This window comes from Kosakonia pseudosacchari (genome assembly GCF_900184035.1).
Taxonomy (GTDB): domain Bacteria; phylum Pseudomonadota; class Gammaproteobacteria; order Enterobacterales; family Enterobacteriaceae; genus Kosakonia; species Kosakonia pseudosacchari.
This window is the reverse complement of the sequence record NZ_FXWP01000026.1, coordinates 53,134-75,979: the sequence shown is the minus strand read 5'-3', so window position 1 is coordinate 75,979 and position 22,846 is coordinate 53,134. Positions and strand designations below refer to the sequence as shown.

The 22,846-nt window shown below is 54.5% G+C and carries 21 protein-coding genes; 6 read left to right on the top strand and 15 right to left on the bottom strand.

What is annotated here, in order from left to right:
* Positions 1-9: 9 nt before the first annotated feature.
* Genes BN2591_RS24895 through BN2591_RS22175 form a run of 3 tightly spaced genes read right to left on the bottom strand, consistent with a single transcriptional unit; the run spans position 10 to position 3,920 of the window.
* Positions 10-138: a hypothetical protein gene (locus BN2591_RS24895; protein WP_020456137.1), complete on the bottom strand. Its 129-nt coding sequence runs from the start codon at positions 136-138 to the stop codon at positions 10-12.
* The gene (locus BN2591_RS22180) at positions 135-1,688 is read right to left on the bottom strand and encodes a hypothetical protein (protein WP_086873931.1); all 1,554 of its coding nucleotides are present in this window, start codon (positions 1,686-1,688) and stop codon (positions 135-137) included. Before BN2591_RS22180 ends, BN2591_RS24895 begins: the two co-directional genes overlap by 4 nt.
* A gap of 12 nt (positions 1,689-1,700) precedes the next feature.
* A complete protein-coding gene (locus BN2591_RS22175; protein WP_086873930.1) occupies positions 1,701-3,920 on the bottom strand; it encodes a type VI secretion system Vgr family protein in 2,220 nt (739 codons plus the stop codon).
* Between the two features lie 621 nt (positions 3,921-4,541).
* Here BN2591_RS22175 and BN2591_RS22170 point away from each other — a divergent pair.
* Genes BN2591_RS22170 through BN2591_RS22160 form a run of 3 tightly spaced genes read left to right on the top strand, consistent with a single transcriptional unit; the run spans position 4,542 to position 6,781 of the window.
* Complete coding sequence (locus BN2591_RS22170; RefSeq protein ID WP_086873929.1) at positions 4,542-5,237, top strand: amino acid ABC transporter permease; 696 nt, start codon at positions 4,542-4,544, stop codon at positions 5,235-5,237.
* Positions 5,215-5,985 carry an amino acid ABC transporter ATP-binding protein gene (locus BN2591_RS22165; RefSeq protein ID WP_086873928.1) on the top strand — a complete coding sequence of 257 codons (771 nt, stop codon included), beginning with the start codon at positions 5,215-5,217 and terminating at the stop codon, positions 5,983-5,985. The genes BN2591_RS22170 and BN2591_RS22165 overlap by 23 nt, the downstream gene beginning before the upstream one ends.
* 22 nt (positions 5,986-6,007) lie before the next feature.
* Entirely contained in the window at positions 6,008-6,781 is a 774-nt protein-coding gene (locus BN2591_RS22160; protein WP_086873927.1) for an amino acid ABC transporter substrate-binding protein, read from the top strand.
* A gap of 327 nt (positions 6,782-7,108) precedes the next feature.
* On the opposite strand, the gene ssb1 is transcribed toward BN2591_RS22160, so the two are convergent.
* Positions 7,109-7,633 (bottom strand): single-stranded DNA-binding protein SSB1, encoded by a 525-nt coding sequence (gene ssb1 / locus BN2591_RS22155; RefSeq protein WP_061498794.1) that lies wholly within the window; start codon positions 7,631-7,633, stop codon positions 7,109-7,111.
* 261 nt (positions 7,634-7,894) lie between these two features.
* On the opposite strand from ssb1, the gene uvrA reads away from it, so the two are divergent.
* Positions 7,895-10,720 (top strand): excinuclease ABC subunit UvrA, encoded by a 2,826-nt coding sequence (uvrA, locus tag BN2591_RS22150; RefSeq protein WP_086873926.1) that lies wholly within the window; start codon positions 7,895-7,897, stop codon positions 10,718-10,720.
* On the opposite strand, the gene BN2591_RS22145 is transcribed toward uvrA, so the two are convergent.
* Positions 10,721-11,074 (bottom strand): MmcQ/YjbR family DNA-binding protein, encoded by a 354-nt coding sequence (locus BN2591_RS22145; RefSeq protein WP_086873925.1) that lies wholly within the window; start codon positions 11,072-11,074, stop codon positions 10,721-10,723. It abuts the gene before it with no gap.
* A gap of 234 nt (positions 11,075-11,308) precedes the next feature.
* Here BN2591_RS22145 and BN2591_RS22140 point away from each other — a divergent pair, with 234 nt between their 5' ends.
* On the top strand, positions 11,309-12,064 hold the full coding sequence (locus tag BN2591_RS22140) for a response regulator (protein WP_244173049.1): 756 nt from the start codon (positions 11,309-11,311) through the stop codon (positions 12,062-12,064).
* Between the two features lie 50 nt (positions 12,065-12,114).
* On the opposite strand, the gene BN2591_RS22135 is transcribed toward BN2591_RS22140, so the two are convergent.
* The 8 genes from BN2591_RS22135 to dnaB all read right to left on the bottom strand — a co-directional run bounded on the left by BN2591_RS22135 (position 12,115) and on the right by dnaB (position 19,960).
* A complete protein-coding gene (locus tag BN2591_RS22135; RefSeq protein ID WP_086873923.1) occupies positions 12,115-13,005 on the bottom strand; it encodes a GNAT family protein in 891 nt (296 codons plus the stop codon).
* An 80-nt stretch (positions 13,006-13,085) separates the two neighbouring features.
* Positions 13,086-13,502: a secondary thiamine-phosphate synthase enzyme YjbQ gene (locus BN2591_RS22130; protein WP_086873922.1), complete on the bottom strand. Its 417-nt coding sequence runs from the start codon at positions 13,500-13,502 to the stop codon at positions 13,086-13,088.
* 69 nt (positions 13,503-13,571) lie between these two features.
* A complete protein-coding gene (aphA, locus tag BN2591_RS22125) occupies positions 13,572-14,279 on the bottom strand; it encodes an acid phosphatase AphA (RefSeq protein WP_086873921.1) in 708 nt (235 codons plus the stop codon).
* Between the two features lie 188 nt (positions 14,280-14,467).
* On the bottom strand, positions 14,468-15,661 hold the full coding sequence (gene tyrB / locus BN2591_RS22120) for an aromatic amino acid transaminase (RefSeq protein WP_086873920.1): 1,194 nt from the start codon (positions 15,659-15,661) through the stop codon (positions 14,468-14,470).
* 99 nt (positions 15,662-15,760) lie between these two features.
* Positions 15,761-16,765 carry an AAA family ATPase gene (locus BN2591_RS22115; protein WP_086873983.1) on the bottom strand — a complete coding sequence of 335 codons (1,005 nt, stop codon included), beginning with the start codon at positions 16,763-16,765 and terminating at the stop codon, positions 15,761-15,763.
* A complete protein-coding gene (pnuC, locus tag BN2591_RS22110) occupies positions 16,762-17,319 on the bottom strand; it encodes a nicotinamide riboside transporter PnuC (RefSeq protein WP_208616158.1) in 558 nt (185 codons plus the stop codon). The genes BN2591_RS22115 and pnuC overlap by 4 nt, the downstream gene beginning before the upstream one ends.
* A gap of 12 nt (positions 17,320-17,331) precedes the next feature.
* Positions 17,332-18,411 (bottom strand): alanine racemase, encoded by a 1,080-nt coding sequence (gene alr / locus BN2591_RS22105; RefSeq protein ID WP_086873918.1) that lies wholly within the window; start codon positions 18,409-18,411, stop codon positions 17,332-17,334.
* A 142-nt stretch (positions 18,412-18,553) separates the two neighbouring features.
* Entirely contained in the window at positions 18,554-19,960 is a 1,407-nt protein-coding gene (gene dnaB, locus BN2591_RS22100; protein ID WP_086873917.1) for a replicative DNA helicase, read from the bottom strand.
* A 59-nt stretch (positions 19,961-20,019) separates the two neighbouring features.
* Between dnaB and BN2591_RS22095 the strand changes: the two genes are divergently transcribed.
* On the top strand, positions 20,020-21,003 hold the full coding sequence (locus BN2591_RS22095) for a quinone oxidoreductase (RefSeq protein WP_086873916.1): 984 nt from the start codon (positions 20,020-20,022) through the stop codon (positions 21,001-21,003).
* Between the two features lie 188 nt (positions 21,004-21,191).
* Here BN2591_RS22095 and pspG read toward each other — a convergent pair whose 3' ends face one another.
* Positions 21,192-21,434: an envelope stress response protein PspG gene (gene pspG / locus BN2591_RS22090; protein ID WP_086873915.1), complete on the bottom strand. Its 243-nt coding sequence runs from the start codon at positions 21,432-21,434 to the stop codon at positions 21,192-21,194.
* A gap of 133 nt (positions 21,435-21,567) precedes the next feature.
* Positions 21,568-22,605, bottom strand: a complete 1,038-nt coding sequence (gene dusA, locus BN2591_RS22085) for a tRNA dihydrouridine(20/20a) synthase DusA (protein ID WP_086873914.1) — start codon at positions 22,603-22,605, stop codon at positions 21,568-21,570.
* Positions 22,606-22,846 lie beyond the last annotated feature (241 nt).

The following is a 22,846-nucleotide window of genomic DNA, read 5'->3' as shown; positions in this document are numbered from 1 at the left end:
AGTCTGGCCTCAGAACATGGCGCGCAACAGCGCGCGCAAGAACGTTCGAACCTCTGTCGCCAGCTCGCTATCAGACAGGCTTAAAAACAGCAGCGCGAGCAGCGTGACGACAACAATAATGATGATGCGATTTTTCATAGCGGGTTGCTTCCTGCAGTGTCAGATAACGATGCGTCATGGTTTCCCCACTCGGGCAGGGTTTGCCACTCGCCGGGGGGCGCATCAAAGGGGTGAGCGATCTCCGGCAGGCCATTCCAGTGCGGGTGTAATTTTTCCCGCGCCAGCCGGATAACGCGGCGAAAACTCTCATCACCGCGACGAATCAGATTTTCCCGCTCCTCACGGATCACGGTAAACATTGCCTCAAGTTGTAACTGCAAGCGGCTCTCGGTCTGCTTAACTTGCGTAACGGTCGGCTCGGCGGGCAGCGCCGCTTCGGCCTGCTGGATCAGCCGCTGTTTTTCACGTTGCCAGCGCGCGGCGCAGGCTTCGAGCGCCTCGGTACGCCGCTTATCGTGTATACGCAATAAATCCTGAAACACCAGCGACAGCGTGGTCTGGCTGCGTTCTGGCAGCGGCACGCTTTCCGCCGCCTGCACGGCACGCGCGTACTCCTCCATCGCCGTCGGTCGATGCCCGGCGAGCCACAAACAAAAACCGGACATGCGCCAGCCTTCCATTTCAAATACCGGATGGGGAATGGCCTGCGCTTCCAGCGCCGCCTGGCGATAGCCTTTCGCCGCTTGCAGGTGATCTTTTTTCGCGAACCACGCGCCCGCTTCACCGAAGGTGCTTTGCGTGCGCAACTGCCCTTTCAGCGCCGGATCCGGGATCTCGCCAGAGAGATGTTGTGCCTGCCGGTAGTGGGTGACGGCCTGCGCGTGATCGCCCCCTTTTAACCAGCCACCGGCTATCAGGTTGTGCATCATCGCTTGTTGATCCGCCCAGCCGCGCCGCTGCGCAATGCCCAGCGCCAGCTCGCCGCGCGCGGCGACTTGTGCGCTACTGCCTTTTTCCAGCAGCAGCATCGCATCCGCCAGATAACGGCGAAACAGCAACCGGTCAGCATCGGTATCCGTCTGCTGCTGCGCGGTCTGGTGCATCACCCGCATACCATCCACCTCGTCGACAATGAGCTGCACCACGCGCGGATGCGCCTCATATAACGGCTGCCAGATCGGTTGTTCCAGCGTATCAATGAGCAGCAATCGCGCAGCGTCCGCGCCCTGTTCCAGCCAGCCTTGCAACCAGCGCGTCAGCGCGCTTTCATCGCTGACGCCGGAGGGTTTAAGCACCAGCACCAGGTAACGGAGATCCCCGGCAAACGCCTGCGCGAAGCTCTGCAACAACGTGTGCAGTTGCGCCGGGGAGTAACAGGGCAACCAGGGTTCCGCGTCCCAGGCGGCGGCATTTTCGGTGGCTTCGTACTGTTCGACAAACTCGCGCCCCAGCGCCTCGCTGTAGCCATAACCGGTTTCGAAAGGGGTATTCAGACCAAGAAACAGATCCGGCAGTGTGCGGCCTTCAGGATGTTGTTGCAGGGCAATAAAGGCATCCAGCAGTGATTCGCCGCCCGCCGGAACGCGCCAGATAAACAGGCGGGTACGCGCGGCGTTCTCGCTGGCGTCCAGCCAGCTTAGCTCCAGCTCGCTCATCACTTTCTCTGTGGGGTTCTTTGCCACGCTCATTGCATGTCCTTATCAGGCGTTAAGCTCAATTTTCTTGCCGTTGACCATCACGCCTGCGGCGTTAATGGTGATGGTCGAGCCGCCCGCTGAAATCTCCACGCTGCCGTTGCTAATCAGAATGCCGCTTTCACCGACGTTGATCTGGAAGGTATCCGTTGCGCTGTCCGCCACGCTGCCCTGGGTAAAACGGGTGTCGCCGCCGGTAATGCTCAGCGTGCGCCCGGCACCGATATTCACCTCTTGCTTTTGCACCACCGTGCGCACTTCACTGCTGCTGACGGTGACATTGCGGTTGCCGGTCACTTCCAGCGTCTGGTCGCCGGTCACCTGTACGGTGCGGTTTTGCTGCACGCTCACCTTTTCGTTACCCTGCACGGTGCGGGTTCGGTCCTGCACCACGGTCAGCGTCTGGTTGCCTTGCACGGTGCCTGTGTTGTTGCTCTTCACCGTGGTGGTGTGGTTGCCGGTAATGGTCTCGTCGCGGTTTTGCTCGACAGTGAGGGTTTCATTGCCTTTCACGCTTTCCGTGCGGTTCTGCTGCACGGTGGTGGTTTCGTTACCGTTGATGGTTTTGCTGCGATCCTGGCCGATGGTGACAGTCTCATTGCCGTCCACCGTGCGGGTGCGGTTCTGTTTGATATGGCTGGTTTCGTCTTTGCCAACGGTTTTGGTGCGGTTGCTGCCGACATCATGGGTTTCGTCGTTTTCGACTTCGGTATCCATGTTGCGCTCAGCATGCAGCCAGAGCTGCTCTTCTCCGGGTTTATCTTCAAAGCGCAGGGCGTTGGCGTTATCCGGCGAGCCATCTTTCGAGCGGCTCATAAAGCCCATCTGCGTCGCCGCCGCCGGCAGCGCCCACGGCGGCATACTGGCTTCGTTATAGACGCGGCCAATGATTATCGGTCTGTCCGGCTCGCCGTTAATAAAATCGACCACCACCTCATCGCCCACGCGCGGGATCTGCACACCGCCGTAGCCCTGGCCCGCCCACGCGCTGGAGACGCGCACCCAGCAAGAGCTGTTTTCATCGCCCTGGCTTTGCCGATCCCAGTGGAACTTCACCTTCACGCGGCCATATTTGTCCGTCCAGATCGACTCGCCTTGCGGCCCGACCACGCGCGCGGTTTGCGGGCCATAGGTTCGCGGCCAGTCGGTGACCATCGTCGGGCGGAAAGGCGTCGCCGCCGGGATAACCGTAAAGGCGATATTGTGCTGCGACGTGAATGAACCGCCGGAGGCGTACTGATTCTCTTCAAACGCATACAGTGCGCCAATCACCAGCCACTGGGCGTTATCGGCGAAGTTGGGCGCACTGGTAAGCCGAAAAAGATAGCCGGGCGCGATACCGGTCGCGGTGCCGGAACCTTGCATTTGCTGCTGCTCCGCCTGCCAGGCCTGCTGGCGAATACGCGCGTACGATTCACCGTCGCCATGCTCAACAAAGCGACCTGGCCAGTCATAGACATCAATTTTCCCCGGGCTTGGCGAAACGGGGTTTTGCAGGGTTTGCAGCATCCAGGCGTGCGGTTTACGGAAATCGTAATCGTCGGTGCTGTAAAGACCCGGCGTAACAACATGACGCGCCAGTAACTGGCTGACGCCCTCTTCGTTGACCGCGCCGCCGCCGGTTTGCGCATGCCAGGGAATGGTGTCGTAACCGGGAAACGCCTCGGCCTGCGAGTAGTCGTCCATCAGCACCAGCGTGTGGCCCTCTTTGCTGTGGCGAAACAGGTAGCTGATGCCTTCCAGTTCCAGCAAACGGCTGATGAAGTGGAAGCTGCTTTCGCCATACTGCACGCTGTAATCCCACTGGCGGTAGCTGCGCGTCAGTTTGTCTTCAATTTTGACGTTGTATTCGGAAAACAGCGTTTTGGCGATATCCGGCACGCGCTGCTGCTGGAAAATGCGGAAGTTACGATCGCGCATCATCGGCCAGAAATCGGGTTCCAGCGTTGCCTGGTACGCCGCGTACTGCGTGCCGTCCAGCTCTTCGGTACGTACCGAAACAGCGGTCACTTTCCCGGAAAGATAGCGTTCGCTGCCCGGCATCTGGCACGGGATCACCACTGTCATCTCTTGGCCGAGCAGTTTTTGTCGGTCAAGGGTGAAGTCTTTACTCAGCAGGTCGACCTGAAAACGAAAAGGCGCGGAAAGATGCTCTTCGCCTGTCAATTTCCAGAACAGAAGTGAATCACTGCCAACGGATGACAGGACGGTTATCCGGTTAACCATACGTATTCCTTGGTAGCGGCGGCGGATATTTCGGGAGAAAACGATTTATACGAAATCATTCAAATGCAACTTATACGCGCGCGTATTATTTATTAACAGCCAATGCTTACGATTAATATTATCGTCAGTTCATAAAAACGACAGGCAAATACATCTCAGAATCGTCTTATTTTATAATTAAAATAATAACTTATTTAAAATCAAACCAATGCAAATTACCATAATAAAATAATGGACTTCAGGTTATTCGATTCAGCTAACAATAAATAACAACGCAGCATATATCCTCTTATTTTTGATAATATCTCCTTAAGTAAAATTAGCGTATTTCAAATTAAAAACAGCGTCAGTTAGCCTGCATTTTTATCCCCGGCGTGCACCATGGCATCCCCATTGCCGATTTCGCTTTCACAACACTGCACCTCGCCTTGTGCTGCCCGCTGCCCGGCAGCACAAGGCCTTTAGCACATTTGCGTATATTCTTATCCGGATATATTGGTTTTCGCCGCAGGCGCAAAGCCTATAATCCGCTTGCATACGGTAGCAGAATGAAAAACTGAAATAGTAAGATAGCATTCTGCCAGCTTTTTCTGGCAATCAGCAATGTGCGGAAGGTGTGTAGTGCCGACATGGTTACCCTTAGCGATAGACTCATTTTTGCCAATGCTTTCCGCCGGGCTGAAATTTACCATTCCCTTAACGTTAAGCGCATTTATTCTTGGTTTGACGCTCGGTTTTATTGTGGCGTTATTGCGTTTATATGGTCCTGCTTTTTTAAAACCGATAGTCAGATTTTACGTCTGGTTAATTCGCGGTACGCCGTTATTAGTACAGCTTTTTTTAATTTTTTACGCGTTACCCAGCGCAGGAATTACTATCGATGCATTTCCGGCGGCGGTGATTGGTTTTACGGTAAATATTGGTGCTTATACCTCGGAAGTCATCCGTGCCACGCTGCTCGCCGTGCCTAAAAGCCAGTGGGAAGCCGCGCATGCCATCAGCATGACCTGGGCACAGTCGCTACGGCGCATTATTCTGCCGCAGGCCGCGCGCATCGCCGTGCCACCGTTATCCAATACCTTTATCTCGCTGGTAAAAGACACCTCGCTGGCCTCGGTGATCACCGTACCGGAGATGTTTCTCGCCGCACAGCAAATTGCGGCGGTGACTTACGAGCCGTTAATTTTATATAGCGAGGCTGCGGTGATTTATCTCTTATTCAGTTCTGTCTTATCGCATTTACAAGAGAGACTGGAGCGGAAATTAGCCGGCACCACCGTTAAGGAGCGAGCCAATGATAACGCTCTCCAGCATTGAAAAAAGTTTCGATGGTCATCAGGTGTTGCGGGATATTCATTTAACGGTGGCAGAAGGCACCGTTACCGCCTTAATTGGCCCCTCCGGCAGCGGAAAAAGTACGTTATTACGCTGCATTAATTTGCTGGAAATTCCGCAGGCCGGGGAATTAATAATTGGCAAAGAGAAGATGTTATTTACACCGGGCGCACGCATTAACGGTGAGGATATTCGCCGGATGAGCCGCCAGACCGGAATGGTATTTCAGAACTTCGCGCTGTTTCCGCATATGACTGCCCTTGAGAACATTACTGAAGGGCTAATTACGGTGCATAAATGGGACCGCGATCGCGCCCGGCAACGCGGCGAAGCGCTGCTGGAGAAGGTTGGCATGCTGCATAAGCGTAACGCACTGCCGAATACGCTTTCCGGCGGCCAGCAACAGCGTGTGGCGATTGCCCGCGCGCTGGCGCCTTCGCCTGCGGTGTTGCTGTGCGATGAGCCAACATCGGCGCTCGACCCGGAGCTTTCCGGCGAAGTGGTTGCCGTTCTTCGCCAGTTGGCGCATGAGGGCACCACGATGATTATGGCTACCCACGATCTGCGCTTAGCAGCCCATATCGCAAGCCAGGTGGTATTTCTCGAAGGCGGAGAGATTGTCGAATCGGGCAGCGCCAGCACCCTTTTTTCACAGGCGAAGAAACCGCGAACCACGGAATTCATCGCCTCTTTAAGCACAGCGTTTTCGGCTATCGAAGCGCACCAATAACAATATTTAAGGGGTAACGCAGATGAAGGCATTCGCAACACTGGTGATAGCTGGCGTGATGCAGCTGGGCTTTGCTCACGCGGCGCTGGCGCAGGATGATCTGGCAAAAATTCAATCCGCCGGAGTGTTAAAGATTGGCACCGAAGGGACTTATCCGCCGTTCACTTTTCATAATGCCTCCGGCAAGCTGGAAGGGTTTGATGTCGAAATCGGCCAGGAGATTGCCAAACGCCTGAAAGTGAATGCCCAGTTTGTTGAAGGCAAATGGGATGGCCTGATCGCCGGTATTGATGCTAACCGCTACGACGCGGTAATAAATCAGGTGGGCATTACGCCGGAACGCCAGAAAAAATATGACTTCTCCGAGCCGTATATCGCCTCCAAAGCGGTGCTGATCGTTAACAGCAAAAACACGGCAATTACCCGTTTTGAAGATTTAAAAGGCAAAAAATCCGCCCATACGCTGACCAGCAACTATGCGCAGATCGCCCGTAAATATGGCGCGGAGATCGTTGCCACCGACGGCTTTAACCAGTCTGTCGATTTGGTGGTGCAGGGCCGCGCGGATGCGACCATCAATGACAACCTGTCATTCCTGGATTTCAAAAAACATAAACCAGACGCGCCGGTGAAAATCGTTGCCACACAGTCGGACGCGGAGAAATCCGGCGTGTTGTTCCGCAAAGGCAACCCGCAATTGAAAGCCGCTATTGATAAAGCACTGGAAGAGATCAAAGCCGACGGCACTTATCAACGCATTTCGCAGAAATACTTCGGCGCGGATGTGTCGAAGTAATGCGTCACCGCTGAATGATAAGCCCCCGCAACGCGCGGTTTTTTATGCCGCTGGTTGCTTGCGCACGGGCACCCGTTTTATTTGCGCGCGTGTTCGACAATATGTAAGTTCGACACTATGCAAATCCTGGGTGCTGCGTTTGTGCTGCTTGCCACAGGCGGCGTTGCGCCCACTGTTGCGGTGTGACTACTGCATCAGTTCAGCGGACGCGGCACATAATAGCTGGCTTAAAGTTGAAAGCTTTCCGGAACCCCGAACCTGGTTGGGGTTTTCTATAGACAAAAAACCCCGCAACGCGGGGTTTTTAAATTCGCGGCGTAACGCCAATCAGAACGGAATGTCGTCGTCGAAATCCATCGGCGGCTCGTTAGACGGTGCCGGTGCGGACTGCTGCTGCGGGCGAGACTGCGCGCCGCCGCTGAACTGATTGCCACCCTGCGGCTGCTGAGGCTGGCCCCAACCGCCCTGCTGCTGACCGCCACCTGCCGGTGCGCCACCACCCTGACGGCCACCCAGCATCTGCATGGTGCCGCCAACGTTAACAACGACTTCAGTGGTGTATTTTTCCTGACCGGATTGATCGGTCCATTTGCGGGTACGCAGCTGGCCTTCGATGTAAACCTGAGAGCCTTTACGCAGGTATTCACCGGCGACTTCCGCCAGCTTGCCAAACAGCACCACGCGGTGCCATTCGGTCTGCTCTTTCATTTCGCCGGTCTGCTTGTCACGCCAGGATTCGGAAGTAGCCAGCGTAATGTTGGCAACTGCGCCACCACTCGGCATATAGCGTACTTCCGGGTCCTGGCCCAGATTACCGACGAGAATCACCTTGTTTACGCCTCTGCTGGCCATATTGTGTCTCCTGAAAACGTTGCTTGATTCTTAGTAGTGTAAACGCGCGATTGTAGCATTACAAAGCCACACTTAGATAGCTGCGAGGAGGATTCCAGATAATCGCCGCGCGCCATAGTTTGACATACCCGAAGCGAAGATGCATGCGAATACTGTATATTCATTCAGGTTAAATTGTGTCATAATTAGCCGTTTCTGACCGCTGGTTGTCCTTCAAACACACCAGGCAAAAAGTGTTCCTCCGGGTAAAAGGTGAATGGATTGGATAAGATAGAAGTACGGGGCGCCCGCACCCATAATCTCAAAAACATCAACCTCGTCATCCCCCGCGACAAACTGATTGTCGTTACCGGGCTGTCGGGTTCTGGTAAGTCCTCACTGGCTTTCGACACACTCTATGCCGAAGGGCAGCGTCGTTACGTTGAATCACTCTCCGCGTATGCGCGTCAGTTTCTGTCGCTGATGGAAAAACCGGACGTTGACCACATTGAAGGTTTATCGCCCGCCATTTCTATTGAACAAAAATCGACATCCCACAACCCGCGTTCCACCGTTGGTACGATCACGGAAATTCACGATTACCTGCGTCTGCTGTTCGCCCGCGTTGGCGAGCCGCGTTGCCCGGATCACGACGTTCCGCTGGCGGCGCAAACCGTGAGCCAGATGGTGGATAACGTGTTGTCGCAGCCAGAAGGCAAACGCCTGATGCTGCTGGCGCCGGTGATCAAAGAGCGCAAAGGCGAGCACACCAAAACGCTGGAAAACCTTGCAAGCCAGGGTTATATCCGTGCGCGTATTGATGGCGAAGTGTGCGATCTTTCCGATCCGCCGAAGCTCGAGCTACAAAAGAAACACACCATTGAAGTGGTGATTGATCGCTTTAAAGTCCGCGACGATCTCGCCCAGCGGCTGGCGGAATCCTTTGAAACCGCGCTGGAGCTTTCCGGCGGCACGGCCGTGGTTGCCGATATGGACGAGCCGACCGCCGAAGAGCTGCTGTTCTCCGCCAACTTCGCCTGTCCGATTTGTGGCTACAGCATGCGCGAGCTGGAACCGCGTCTGTTCTCATTCAACAACCCGGCTGGCGCCTGCCCGACCTGCGACGGTCTGGGCGTACAGCAATATTTCGATCCGGATCGCGTGATCCAGAACCCGGAGCTGTCGCTGGCCGGTGGCGCGATCCGCGGTTGGGATCGCCGCAACTTCTACTATTTTCAGATGCTGAAATCGCTGGCGGAACACTACAAATTCGATGTGGAAGCGCCGTGGGAAAGCCTGAGCGCCAACGTGCAGAAAGTGGTGCTGTCTGGTTCCGGTAAAGAGTCGATTGAGTTCAAATATATGAACGATCGCGGCGATACTTCCGTGCGTCGTCACCCCTTTGAAGGCGTGCTGCACAACATGGAGCGCCGTTACAAAGAGACGGAATCCAGCGCGGTACGTGAAGAGCTGGCGAAATTTATCAGCAATCGCCCGTGCGCCTCTTGTGAAGGGACGCGTCTGCGTCGCGAAGCGCGCCACGTTTTTGTTGAAAACACCCCGCTGCCGACCATTTCCGATATGAGCATCGGCCATGCGATGGACTTCTTCAACAATCTGAAACTTTCCGGCCAGCGGGCAAAAATCGCCGAAAAAGTGCTGAAAGAGATTGGCGATCGCCTGAAGTTCCTGGTGAACGTCGGCCTGAACTACCTGACGCTCTCGCGCTCGGCGGAAACGCTCTCCGGCGGCGAAGCGCAGCGCATTCGTCTGGCAAGCCAGATTGGCGCGGGTCTGGTAGGTGTTATGTACGTGCTGGATGAGCCGTCAATCGGCCTGCATCAGCGCGATAACGAACGTCTGCTCGGCACGCTTATCCATCTGCGTAATCTCGGTAACACGGTGATTGTCGTCGAACACGACGAAGACGCCATTCGCGCCGCCGACCATGTAATCGACATCGGCCCTGGTGCGGGCGTACACGGTGGTCAGGTGGTGGCCGAAGGGACGCTGGATGCCATCATGGCGGTACCGGAATCCCTTACCGGGCAGTACATGAGCGGCAAACGTAAAATTGAGCTGCCGAAACAGCGCGTGAAAGCCGATCCAGAAAAAGTGCTGAAGCTGACCGGCGCGCGCGGTAACAACCTGAAAGATGTGACGCTGACGCTACCGGTGGGCCTGTTCACCTGTATCACCGGCGTTTCCGGTTCCGGTAAATCGACGCTGATCAACGATACGCTGTTCCCGATCGCCCAACGTCAGTTGAACGGCGCGACCATCGCCGAACCGGCTCCGTATCGCGATGTGCAGGGGCTGGAGCATTTCGACAAAGTCATTGATATCGACCAGAGCCCGATTGGGCGCACGCCGCGCTCCAACCCGGCCACTTATACCGGTGTCTTTACGCCGGTGCGCGAGCTGTTTGCCGGCGTGCCGGAGTCCCGCTCGCGCGGTTACACGCCGGGGCGCTTCAGCTTTAACGTGCGCGGCGGTCGCTGCGAAGCGTGTCAGGGTGACGGCGTAATCAAGGTTGAGATGCACTTTCTGCCGGATATTTACGTGCCGTGCGACCAGTGCAAAGGCAAGCGCTACAACCGCGAAACGCTGGAGATCAAATACAAAGGCAAGACCATCCATGAAGTGCTGGATATGACTATCGAAGAAGCACGCGAGTTCTTCGATGCGGTTCCGGCGCTGGCGCGTAAGCTGCAAACGCTGATGGATGTTGGCCTGACCTATATTCGTCTTGGACAGTCGGCTACGACGCTTTCCGGCGGTGAGGCCCAGCGCGTGAAACTGGCGCGCGAGCTGTCGAAACGCGGCACCGGGCAGACGCTCTATATCCTCGACGAACCGACCACCGGCCTGCACTTTGCGGATATCCAGCAGTTGCTGGATGTGTTGCATCAGTTACGGGATCAGGGCAACACCATTGTGGTGATTGAGCACAACCTGGACGTGATTAAAACGGCGGACTGGATTGTCGACCTCGGCCCGGAAGGCGGTAGCGGCGGCGGCGAGATTCTGGTCTCCGGCACGCCGGAAACGGTCGCCGAATGCGAAGCCTCTCACACGGCGCGCTTCCTCAAACCGATGCTGAAGTAATTACACGGAGAGTTGCTGCCGGACCTGTTCCGGCACCAACTCAATCGCCTGTTGATACGACGCATCCACCAGATAGTAAATCTGCGAATCCGGTAGCGAACCATCAAGATAAACGGTGCTCCAGTGCGCTTTATTCAAATGGCGGCTGGGGCGCACATCTTCATGCTGCTGGCGCAGTAAATCCGTCAGTTCGGGGCTTGCTTTCAGCGACGCGGCCGGCCGCCCTTCCACCTCTTTCACCATCGCAAACAGCACATCCGCAACTTTGATTTGTGTTGCTTTCCAGTCGCTGTGCACGCTCTGTTCAGCGCCGGGCTTCGCCATGCAATATTGCAATAACTCGGAAATTGTCACTTTTGCTTCTCCTTGTCATGTCGTGGTGGGGATCGCGATCGGCATAAATACGTCATTAAAGCGTAGTGTATGGATAAAAAAATCGTGGGTCGTTACAAAACCTGACGATTAACACAACCTAAACAGAACAGAGAACGCTGGAACCTTTTGTGTTTTAGAGTGACAAATAGTTACAAGTAGAAAGTAACCGTTATTTTTTCATTTTTTTCAATAAGATAAAAACAGCACATTGATGTGCAATTGATTGCGGATAAAAGAGAAAACTCCCGGAGATGCCTGATGAGCATATTACATGGCGAGAAGAAAACCGTTCTTGTCGCTGAAGATGATAGTGATATTGCCGGTGTGATTATTGCTTACCTTGAACGCGACAAGTTCGCGGTGATTCATGCCGCTGATGGCGAAAAAGCAATCAGGATGGCAGAACAATATCAGCCTGATTTTATTATTCTGGATATCAAAATGCCGAAAAAGGATGGCTGGCAAGTGCTGATGGAGCTACGCCAGACCACCGATGTCCCGATTATGATGCTGACGGCGATGGACACCGACGCGGATAAGATCCAGGCCTTGAAAACGGGCGCTGATGATTTTCTGGTGAAACCGTTCAACCCGGAGGAATTAGTCGCCAGGGTGCATGTTATTTTAAAAAGAAGCCAGCAATATCATGCCCGGGAAAACCTGAAACTGTATAAAACCAGAAATATTGAAATTAATAAAATCACGCACCAGGTTTACGTTGGTCCGATGAAAATGGATTTATCTACAGACTTAACCTCAACAGAGTTTAAGATATTGATGCATTTAATTCGCTACCCGCAACGTGTCTTTACGCGCGAAGAGATTATGAATTCTTGCATGCCAGAGGGTAATGCCTGCGATCGTACTGTGGATAGCCATGTCAGCAAATTAAGAAAGAAGATCCAGCAGGCGGGCATTGTCAATGTGCCGGAGTGCGTTCGCGGCTTCGGCTATCGGCTGGGAGATTAATCTAACAAAACAGGCTTCCGGCGGGGGATAACCACCGCCGGAAGCGTCCATTAAAACAGCGTCCTGCCCAACGGCAGAATGTCGCACCACTGTTTTTTATAGTGCCAGTAATCTTTATAGACCCCGAGAGAAAATTTGAATTCTTTACCTTTAGCGGTACATAATTCTTTCGCCTTGCAAATATTTACCCACAATAAAATACTGCCTAAATTAAATTCAGGGTAGTCCTGCGAATATCCACCATTAATATCATCGAAATAAAAATAGCCATCACATTCGGCCATAAAAATAATATCAAAGGCGCAGAGTCGACCATGGATAAATAATACTGCACCAAAGAGTAAATGCCGCAATGCGGCAAATGTTTTGATTAAGTCATCACGCGCAAAACAGTAAATTTTACCCTGCCAGCGCTGTTTGAACACGTCGATGTAAATGTCAGCCAGCTCACTATCTGAAAAGTCATCAACCCAGCGAACCTCACCGCCACAGGCAAGAAACTTTTTCATTTCGCCGTTGCGCTTTTTCTGTGACGCTTTCGAGAGGCTCTCTTTGACGTAGCAGATCTTATTTTTTAAATAACAGCTGAATAAAACATTGAGAAAATTTGTTCGATGGTGCGGCGACAACCGTTTGGTAATAGCGGGTAAATACCCCACTTTTGTCGTTTGCAGCGGCAGTATGATGTCATCGAAAACAAAGGGGTAACGCCGATCCTGTAGCGATAACGCCCCATTTACTGCGTAACACGCGCCCACATAAACCTGCTTGCGACGAATAGCGTAAAAAGCCAGCGTCGCCCCCGTTTCAGCACTTAAAAATTGCAACACATCCGGATGTGTACAGACCGAACCGCCACGTTGTTGCCAGACCATTTTGTAGGTGGCGAAATCGCACGGTTCCCAACCGTACAGCCACGCGAAAACATTCCGTAAAACCATAACTACCCCGTGTTATCAGACGCACCCACACGTCTTTATGCAGGCTTATAACCGGGGTATATGGAGGTTTGATGGAGCGGTTACTCTCCTTGCAGCGTGGCGATGATTTTGCGCGAGCCACCATGAATACGGTGCTCGCCAAGCCAAATTCCCTGCCATGTGCCAAGCACCACGCGCCCTTTTTGCACGGGCAGCAGCAGCGAAACACCAAGCGTAGAGGATTTAATGTGCGACGGCATATCATCCGGCCCTTCGTAATCATGCTCATACGGCGCGTTGTCCGGCACGGCCTGCAGAAAATGCTGCTCCATATCGTGGCGCACGGTGGGATCGCAATTCTCGTTCAGGGTGAGCGAAGCAGAGGTGTGCTGCAACAACAAATGCAGCAAACCAACGTTAATGCGGGAGATATCGCGAAGTTGCCCAAGCACCTCGTCCGTCACCAGATGAAACCCGCGCGGCTTCGCGCCAAGCGTAAGCGTTTGTTGATACCACATGCACATCTCCTGTCAGCAAAATGAACTCTTGCCAGTGTGGCAGCAGGCGGCGAAACAGGAAAGCTCAGGCTAATACTCGGAGTTCACAATCACTTCCTCACCCAGTGCGCCCGCCTGCGGTAAAGGGCGATAGGTTGAATTTGAAGCGCGTAACACGCGAATTGGCCGGGCTTCGCTTTCACGCGCGGCGGTGATATCGCTGTCAGAATCGCCATAGAAAATGCGGATTTTATTCGCTTTCAGCCACTGGGTTTTGCTGTTCTGACCGGGCTTATCGCCGGCGAAAATCACCGGGTTCATATTGGCCGCAGGAATTAGAAAATCGTCCTGTAGCGTTTTACTCACCGTTTCAGTTTTTGTCGGGCTGCGTCCGGTGATGAAAAAGATGCTGTCACCGCGCTTTACATGCATCGCAATCAGACGGCGGGCCACTTCTTTCGGAATACTGAAGTCGTCCCAGCCGTTGTTCATCTTTTCCCAAAACGCCGGGTTTTGTAGATAGGCTTCGCTCTCCGGCGACCAGGTTCTTTTACCGCGCCAGAAACCGGGGCTGGAAAACAGCACCGTGTCGTCAATATCAAATCCGACCGCCATTGGTGGGCGTTCGATCAGAGAATTTTCAATTTGCGCCACAGAAACCCAGTGAACAGGCGCTTGTTCGGCCAGTTTGGCAACATTGGTGCCTTCAGATACCGGCGTGGGCGCCGAAGCGTAAACCGCGCTGCCAAACGTCATCCACAGGCAGACCGCGCCGAGCGCGCGTATGAACTTTCGCATATTTATCCCTAAATGATCAGTTCGTTATATTTTATTAATGGTGCGAATGGTCAAAATGTTACCAGACCATACCTTGTGAGGCCGATGAAAAAAAGGATTTTTTGCAGATTATTCAGAGAATAAGCGAATACTGAGGCATAAATAATCCCCTGCCAGAACGCAGGGGACAGGAAAAAGTAAGTGGATGCTTACATTACTGCGGCGAATGCTTTCGCCACGCGGTGCACATTGCGGCTATTCAGACCGGCGACGCACATCCGTCCGCTGGCGATGAGATAAACGCCAAACTCTTCACGCAGACGATCAACCTGCGCCGCGCTCAGGCCGGTATAACTGAACATTCCGCGCTGTTTAAGCAGATAATCGAAATTACCGCCCGGTACTGCCTCTTTCAGCACGGTGACCAGTTCCTGGCGCATCGCCAGAATGCGCGTACGCATGGCTTCCACTTCCGCCAGCCAGGAGGCTTTCAGGCCTGCGTCGCCAAGCACTGTCGCCACCAGCTGTGCGCCAAAATTCGGCGGGCTGGAGTAGTTACGGCGCACGGTGGCTTTGAGCTGCCCCAGCACACGGCTGGCAGCGTCCGCATCGTCACACACCACGGAAAGCCCGCCCACGCGCTCGCCATACAGCGAGAAAATTTTCGAAAATGAGTTGCTGACCAGCGCAGGCAGCCCGGCGTGGGCAACCGCGCGGATAGCATAAGCATCGTCTTCCATACCGGCACCAAAACCCTGGTAGGCGATGTCGAGGAACGGGATCAGGTTGCGCGCTTTCAACACCTCAACCACCTGATCCCACTGCGCATGGGTAAGATCCGCGCCGGTCGGGTTATGGCAGCACGGATGCAGCAGCACAATGCTTTGCGCCGGAAGCGTATTCAATTTTTCCAGAAAGGCAGCAAAACGCACGCCGTTAGTGGTGCTGTCGTACCAGGGGTAAGTACTCACTACAAACCCGGCGCCTTCAAATATCGCAATATGGTTTTCCCAGGTCGGGTCGCTAACCCACACACCGGAATCTGGAAAGTAACGTTTCAGAAAATCTGCGCCAACTTTCAGCGCACCGGAACCGCCTAATGTCTGGATGGTGGCAACGCGTTTTTGCGCCAGTACCGGGTGCTCTGCACCGAACAGCAGCGGAGCGATGGCGTTGCGATAGCTGTTTAGCCCTTCCATCGGCAGATAGATCGACGCACCGTGCGGCTGCGCATTCAGGCGCGCTTCGGCCTCGGCTACCGCCTGCAAACGTGGGATGATCCCGTCTTCGTTGTAATACAGCCCGATACTGAGATTGACCTTGTCGCTGCGGGGATCCTCTTTAAAGCGCTCCATCAACGACAGGATAGGGTCGCCGGCGTAGGCGTCAACTTTCTGAAACACGCGTGTACTCTCCAGGTTTACAGTAGGCAAGAACACCACAATAAACCGGAAGCCGAGGAAGATCGAGAGCAGCAACAACGGTGATAAAAAATAAGCGAGTCAGTTACGCAGCGCGGCAAGGATTTGCGCCACACGCTCGCTTACCGAACCGTATACGCGCAGAAAGGGAATACCGCGTTGCGTCAGTTGTTCGCTGTACCAGGCCTGCTGGCGCTGACGGAAGGTTTCATCCTGGCGGGTGCCGTCCTGCACAAACGGGAAATCGTCCTCGCACAGCACCACGAGATGATAATGCCGCTGCGCCAGGGCATAGAGTTCGTCCGGCGCGCGGCCAAACATCGCCAGCGTATAGAACAGCGTTGTTAGCGGCGACGTGTCGCACACCAGCCACTGCCGGGCGTCGGCGGCATCTTCGCGCTGCACCTGTGTTTGCGCGATCGGCAGCATGTCGTCATAAACCAGTTCACCGCCCTTTTCATCCCAACGCTCACGGCCATATTCCGCCACATACGCCGTCTTCAGCGCCTGGGCCAGCGCGATGCTCAGCGTGCTTTTGCCGGTCGATTCTCCACCCAGCAGGCAGATGCGCTGCACGAAATCCCGGTAAACCACGGGCGCTAACATGTGCCGCCAGCGATGAACATCACGACGAATCAGCGTGCCGGAAGGCGCTTGATCACCTTGCTCACGCTGCAAACGCACATGTACGACGGGGCTGGCGAAGCGTTCACTGAGTACGCGGGCAAAGCCGTCGCCGTACTCTTCGGCGGTAAAAACCGCCTGCGGTTGGCAGTGCAGCACTTGCAAACAGATATCTGCCATGTAGTGCCGGTGCAGATCACCATCGGCGTCGTTATGCGGCGGTGTGCGCAACCCGGCGTCAGCAAGGCGCTTTGGTGTTAACACCAGAATGTCACACTGCGGGAAACGCGCACGCAGCCAGCGCTCGCGTTTTTCAGACTCGCAGCCGGGCAACTCCGGACGGGAATAACTGACTATCCAGACACGCTCACACTGTTCCAGCGCGGCGTTGATCAATCGTTCGTGGCCGCAGTGCAGCGGCGCAAACTTTCCGACAACCAGCCCGCTGGCAAAGCGCTTCATCGCGCGGCCATCGCTTTGCGCCACTGATACAGACCATGCCAGGCGTTACACCAGAAGACAAGGTACAACCCGGCGGTAAGCCAGAGGTCGCGCGCGGCATACAGCGGCACGGCGATGGTGTTGACCAGCAACCAGAAATACCAGCTTTCGAGCCTGCGCCCCATCAGCATAAATTGCGCGAGCACACTGAAAACCATAATGGCGGAGTCCAGCCACGGCGACCACGCGTTGGTAAAACGGTGCAACAGCCAGGCGTAACACCCGGCGACAATCAGCGCGCCCGCTAACATCAGCAACAAATGGTTAAGCGGCGTTTTGCGCACCGCCAGTTCGCTGCCGTGGTTGCCTTTCAGCCAGTTGATCCACCCGGCAATACTGCTGGCAATAAAGAACAGTTGCAGCGTGACATCGGCATAGAGCTGTACAGAATAGAACACCCAGCCATACAGCACACAGCCGATAATCCCCGTCCACCAGGTGTGCACATTATTGCGCGCGGCGAGCCACACAGAGAGGGCATAAGCCAGGCAAGCAGCGATTTCCATTGGCGACAAGGCGCAATCCTTTTAGTCGATGTATTTTAACGTCGCCCGCGAAGTCAGGCGTGTGATAAGTTCGTAAGCACTTACTTTTGTTGCTTCAGCAATGCGTTCAACAGGCAAACCTTCACCCCACAGCACCACTTCATCACCGGCTTTGTCTTGTGCATCCGGGCCGAGATCGACGCAAATCATATCCATCGCCACACGCCCGACTATCGGTACTTCGCGGCCATTAACCAGCACCGGTGTGCCGGAAGGTGCAGCGCGTGGATAGCCATCGCCGTAACCCATTGCCACTACGCCTAAACGCGTGTCGCGCGTACTTTGCCACGTACCACCGTAACCGACCGCATCACCCGCTTTATGCTCGCGCACGGCGATCAGTTGCGAAGTGAGCGTCATGACGGGCTGAAAACCGAAATCCGCGCCCCACGGTTTATGATCGAGCGGCGAAACACCGTACAGAATAATGCCAGGGCGAACCCAGTCGAAGTGCGATTGCGGCCACAGCAGCGTACCACCGGAAGCGGCAATGGAACGCAGGCCGGGTTTGCCATCGGTAAACGTGGTGAAGAGATCAAGCTGGCGCTCTGTTGCACCGCATTCAGGCTCGTCGGCGCGGGCAAAATGGCTGGCAACGTTGACCGGCTGACGCACATTTTTGCACTGTGACAAACGCGCATAAAAGGCCTCCGCTTCGTGCGGATGTACGCCAAGGCGGTGCATACCGGTATCGAGCTTCATCCACACGGTTACCGGCGATGTCAGCGTTGCCGTTTCCAGCGCTTCCAGTTGTTCAACGCTGTGAATAACCGTATGCAGCTGGTGTTCAGCGACCAGTGGCAGGTCACTGGCGGCGAAGAAACCTTCCAGTAGCAAAATCGGTTGTGTGATGCCGCCCGCGCGTAATTGCAGGGCTTCTTCAAGACGGGAGACACCGAAAGCATCGGCATCGGGGAGCGTTCGCGCGGTCTCGAGAAGACCGTGTCCATAGGCGTTCGCTTTCACGACCGCAACCACACGGCTGGCGGGAGCCAGTTCGCGCAGACGTTGCAGATTGTGTCGCAGAGCGCGGCGGTTAACTACTACGGTTGCCGCTTGCATTTACATTACCCTTAAAGCAATCGTCAACATCATTCATCTACAGGAAGACGACAAGCCCGTGGCTCCCGGCGGTGTAGTAAACCAGACGACCGGGATCAGCGAACGCCGTTAACGCTCCTGTAATGCGAAGGATGAAGAGGATTTATTCGTCGTCGTATTGTGGCCCGGCATAATTATCAAAGCGCGACCACTGCCCGTTAAATGTCAGACGCACGGTACCGATCGGCCCGTTACGCTGCTTACCAATAATGATTTCTGCAATGCCTTTTAAGTCACTGTTTTCGTGATAAACCTCGTCACGATAAATAAACATGATCAGGTCGGCGTCCTGCTCGATGGAACCAGATTCACGGAGATCCGAGTTCACCGGGCGCTTATCGGCGCGCTGCTCAAGGGAGCGGTTAAGCTGCGACAGCGCCACCACCGGCACCTGTAACTCTTTCGCCAGCGCTTTGAGCGAGCGGGAGATTTCAGCGATTTCCAGCGTACGGTTATCCGACAACGACGGTACACGCATCAGTTGCAGGTAGTCGATCATGATAAGCCCAATGCCGCCATGTTCGCGGGCGATGCGCCGCGCACGGGAGCGGACTTCCGTCGGCGTCAGGCCGGAAGAGTCATCAATATAGATATTGCGTTTTTCCAGCAGGATGCCCATGGTGCCGGAGATGCGCGCCCAGTCTTCATCGTCCAGTTGGCCGGTACGAATGCGCGTCTGATCGACACGCGAAAGGGAGGCCAGCGAACGCATCATGATCTGTTCGGAGGGCATCTCAAGGCTGAAGATTAATACCGGTTTATCCTGCAACATCGCCGCGTTTTCGACGAGGTTCATTGCAAATGTTGTTTTACCCATCGACGGACGCGCGGCGACGATAATCAAATCTGACGGCTGCAAACCGGCGGTTTTCTTGTTCAGATCATCATAACCGGTGTTAACGCCGGTCACGCCATCATGCGGTTGCTGGAAAAGCTGTTCGATGCGCGAAACGGTCGCTTCAAGTACATCGGCGATGTTTTTCGGGCCTTCGTCTTTATTCGCGCGGCTTTCGGCAATTTTAAAAACGCGGGATTCGGCAAGGTCGAGCAGATCTTCGCTGGTGCGCCCCTGCGGATCAAAACCGGCGTTGGCGATTTCATTCGCGACAGAAATCATTTCGCGCACTACCGCGCGTTCGCGCACGATATCGGCATAAGCGCTGATATTTGCCGCACTTGGCGTATTTTTGGAGAGCTCCGCCAGATAAGCAAAACCGCCAACAATGTCCAGTTGCCCCTGGCGCTCCAGCGATTCCGCGAGCGTTATCAGATCGATGGGTTTGCCCATCTCCTGCAAGCGGTGCATCTCGGTAAAAATGTGGCGGTGCGGACGGGTATAAAAATCATCCGCCACGACCCGTTCAGCGACATCATCCCAGCGCTCGTTATCCAGCATTAAACCGCCCAACACCGACTGCTCCGCTTCAATAGAATGCGGAGGCACTTTCATCCCCTCGAGTTGTACATCGCGGGTTTCAGTCTGTTTGTTGAAGGGTTTATTTCCTGCCATAGTGAATGGAGCTATCCGGGTTATGAATGGGTTGAGAGATTATCACATCAGGAGGAAGCATGGCGACGAGAATAGAATTTCAAAAGCATGGTGGGCCTGAGGTGCTTAAAGCGGTTGAGTTCACCCCCGCCGCGCCAGCGGAAAACGAAGTGCAGGTAGAAAATAAAGCCATTGGCATTAACTATATCGATACCTATATCCGTAGCGGGTTATATCCGCCGCCGGCATTACCAAGCGGGCTGGGCACCGAAGCGGCAGGCGTGGTAAGCAAGGTGGGCAGCGGCGTCACGCAGGTGAAAGTGGGCGATCGCGTGGTATATGCGCAATCGGGTCTGGGCGCGTACAGCTCGGTACACAACGTTCTGGCGGATAAAGTCGCGGTGTTGCCAAACGCTATCTCCTTTGAACAAGCGGCGGCGTCATTCCTGAAAGGGCTGACGGTGTTTTATCTGCTGCGTAAAACCTACGAAATCAAGCCAGATGAAATGTTCCTGTTCCATGCTGCCGCCGGTGGTGTCGGGCTGATTGCCTGCCAGTGGGCAAAAGCGCTCGGCGCGAAGCTGATTGGCACCGTGGGTTCCGCGCAAAAAGCGCAGCGCGCATTACAGGCGGGCGCCTGGCAGGTGATCAACTACAGCGAAGAGAATGTGGTGGAACGTGTCAAAGAACTCACCGGTGGGAAAAAGGTGGCGGTGGTGTACGACTCGGTAGGAAAAGACACCTGGGAAACGTCGCTTGATTGTCTGCGCCGTCGCGGATTAATGGTGAGCTTTGGCAACTCTTCCGGCCCGGTTACTGGCGTGAATCTGGGCATTCTTAACCAGAAAGGCTCGCTCTACGCCACACGTCCTTCCCTCAATGGCTATGTCACTAACCGGGAAGAGTTGCAGGAAGCCAGTAATGAGCTGTTTTCGCTGATTGCCAGTGGGGTTATCAAAGTGGATGTGGCCGACAGCCAGAAGTTCGCGCTGCAAGATGCGCAGCGGGCGCATGAAGTGCTGGAGAGCCGGGCGACGCAAGGCTCAAGCCTGCTGATCCCTTAAGCTAATCGCCTGAAAGAATTAGGGCTTCCCGTGGGAAGCCCTTTCTTTTTTAGTTCGGCTGCATTGTAGGGTACAGCGCGATGAATTCGTTAACGTCGCGATAGTGACAGATTTAATAAGTAAATCCTATTCGGTTCTAAGCAATGTTGCGGGAAAAGTCTTCGGTATGTGACGAACCACGCAATACTTTAGTAACGCCAACGGTTATTGCGTTGATAACGTGGAACCTTCGGTTCTTTTACGGCACGGATAATCCAGACAACGGCGACGGCCAGCAGCAGCCAGGGCAATAGCTTGATCATCAACGCGAAAAGCCCGCCGAGGAACATGACAGCCGTTGCCACCAGCAGCGCCGCGATGATGCCCAGCAGTGAAACGCCGGTCACCAGCAACATAATAAAAAAGCCCACAATAAACAGTAATTCCAGCATGATGGATCTCCCAAAGAGGTAACTTCCCGGTTATTACAAGAACCATGCCAGGAAAAATTAACTTATTTATCAATAAAAAAGCTCCGCGACAGAAGGCGGAGCTTAGTGAATTTGACTACCTTTTGGTGAAATTTTAACGCTTAGACGCCACCAGGTTGAGCGCGTGTTCCACCACTGCGATATCCGCTCCAGCTTTATGCGCGTTTTCACTCAGATAACGACGCCACTGGCGCGCGCCAGGAACGCCCTGAAACAGCCCCAGCATATGGCGCGTGATATGTCCGAGATACGCGCCCTGGCTCAGTTCACGCTCAATGTAGGGATACATAGCACGTACCACGGCGACCGGATCGGCATCCGCCACGTCTGCGCCAAAGATCTCCCGGTCAACAGACGCCAGAATACCTGGGTTCTGATACGCTTCGCGCCCGACCATCACGCCATCCACATGCTCCAGATGCGCTTTGGCTTCTTCCAGCGATTTGATCCCGCCGTTAATGGCCATTGTCAGGTGCGGAAAATCACGTTTTAACTGATAAACGCGCGGGTAATCCAGCGGTGGGATTTCCCGGTTCTCTTTCGGGCTTAACCCCGAAAGCCACGCTTTGCGCGCATGGATGATAAAACTTTCACACTCGCCTTTTCCGGCCACGGTGCCAATAAAGTCGCAGAGAAATTCGTAGCTGTCCTGATCGTCAATGCCAATACGCGTTTTGACCGTCACCGGAATCGACACCACATCACGCATCGCTTTGATGCAATCCGCCACCAGTTGCGCTTCGCCCATCAGGCACGCGCCGAAACGACCATTCTGCACGCGATCGGACGGGCAGCCGACGTTGAGGTTAATTTCATCATACCCGCGCGCTTCGGCCAGCTTCGCACAATGGGCAAGCTGCGCCGGATCGCTACCGCCGAGCTGCAACGCTACCGGATGTTCTTCTTCGCTGTACGCCAGGTAATCGCCCTTGCCATGAATGATGGCACCGGTGGTGACCATTTCGGTGTAGAGCAACGTCTGGCGCGACAGCAGGCGCAAGAAGTAGCGGCAATGTCTGTCCGTCCAGTCGAGCATCGGCGCCACGCTAAACCGGCCATTCCAGTGTTGAGAGGAATGGAGCGGCATTGCGTTGGTTTGATGGGGGTTTGTCATTTCAGGGTTACCGTGCATTTTGGACAGTTTTAAATAGGTTTGTCGTATCTGATTTCCGCTCAGGTCCGGCCATCGCCGACGCCTGAAATAGCGGGGGCATTATTCTAGCATAGAGAAAGTGCGTTAACCTGCTGAGACAACGTATGACCTACATTCCCTGTGGATATATGCCCGGGGTCGCCTTGCGCAAAACGGAACCACTACCTAACATTTTTGGTAGGCATAGGAAATGTTCATTAATAGCGAAAGCTATTTATCA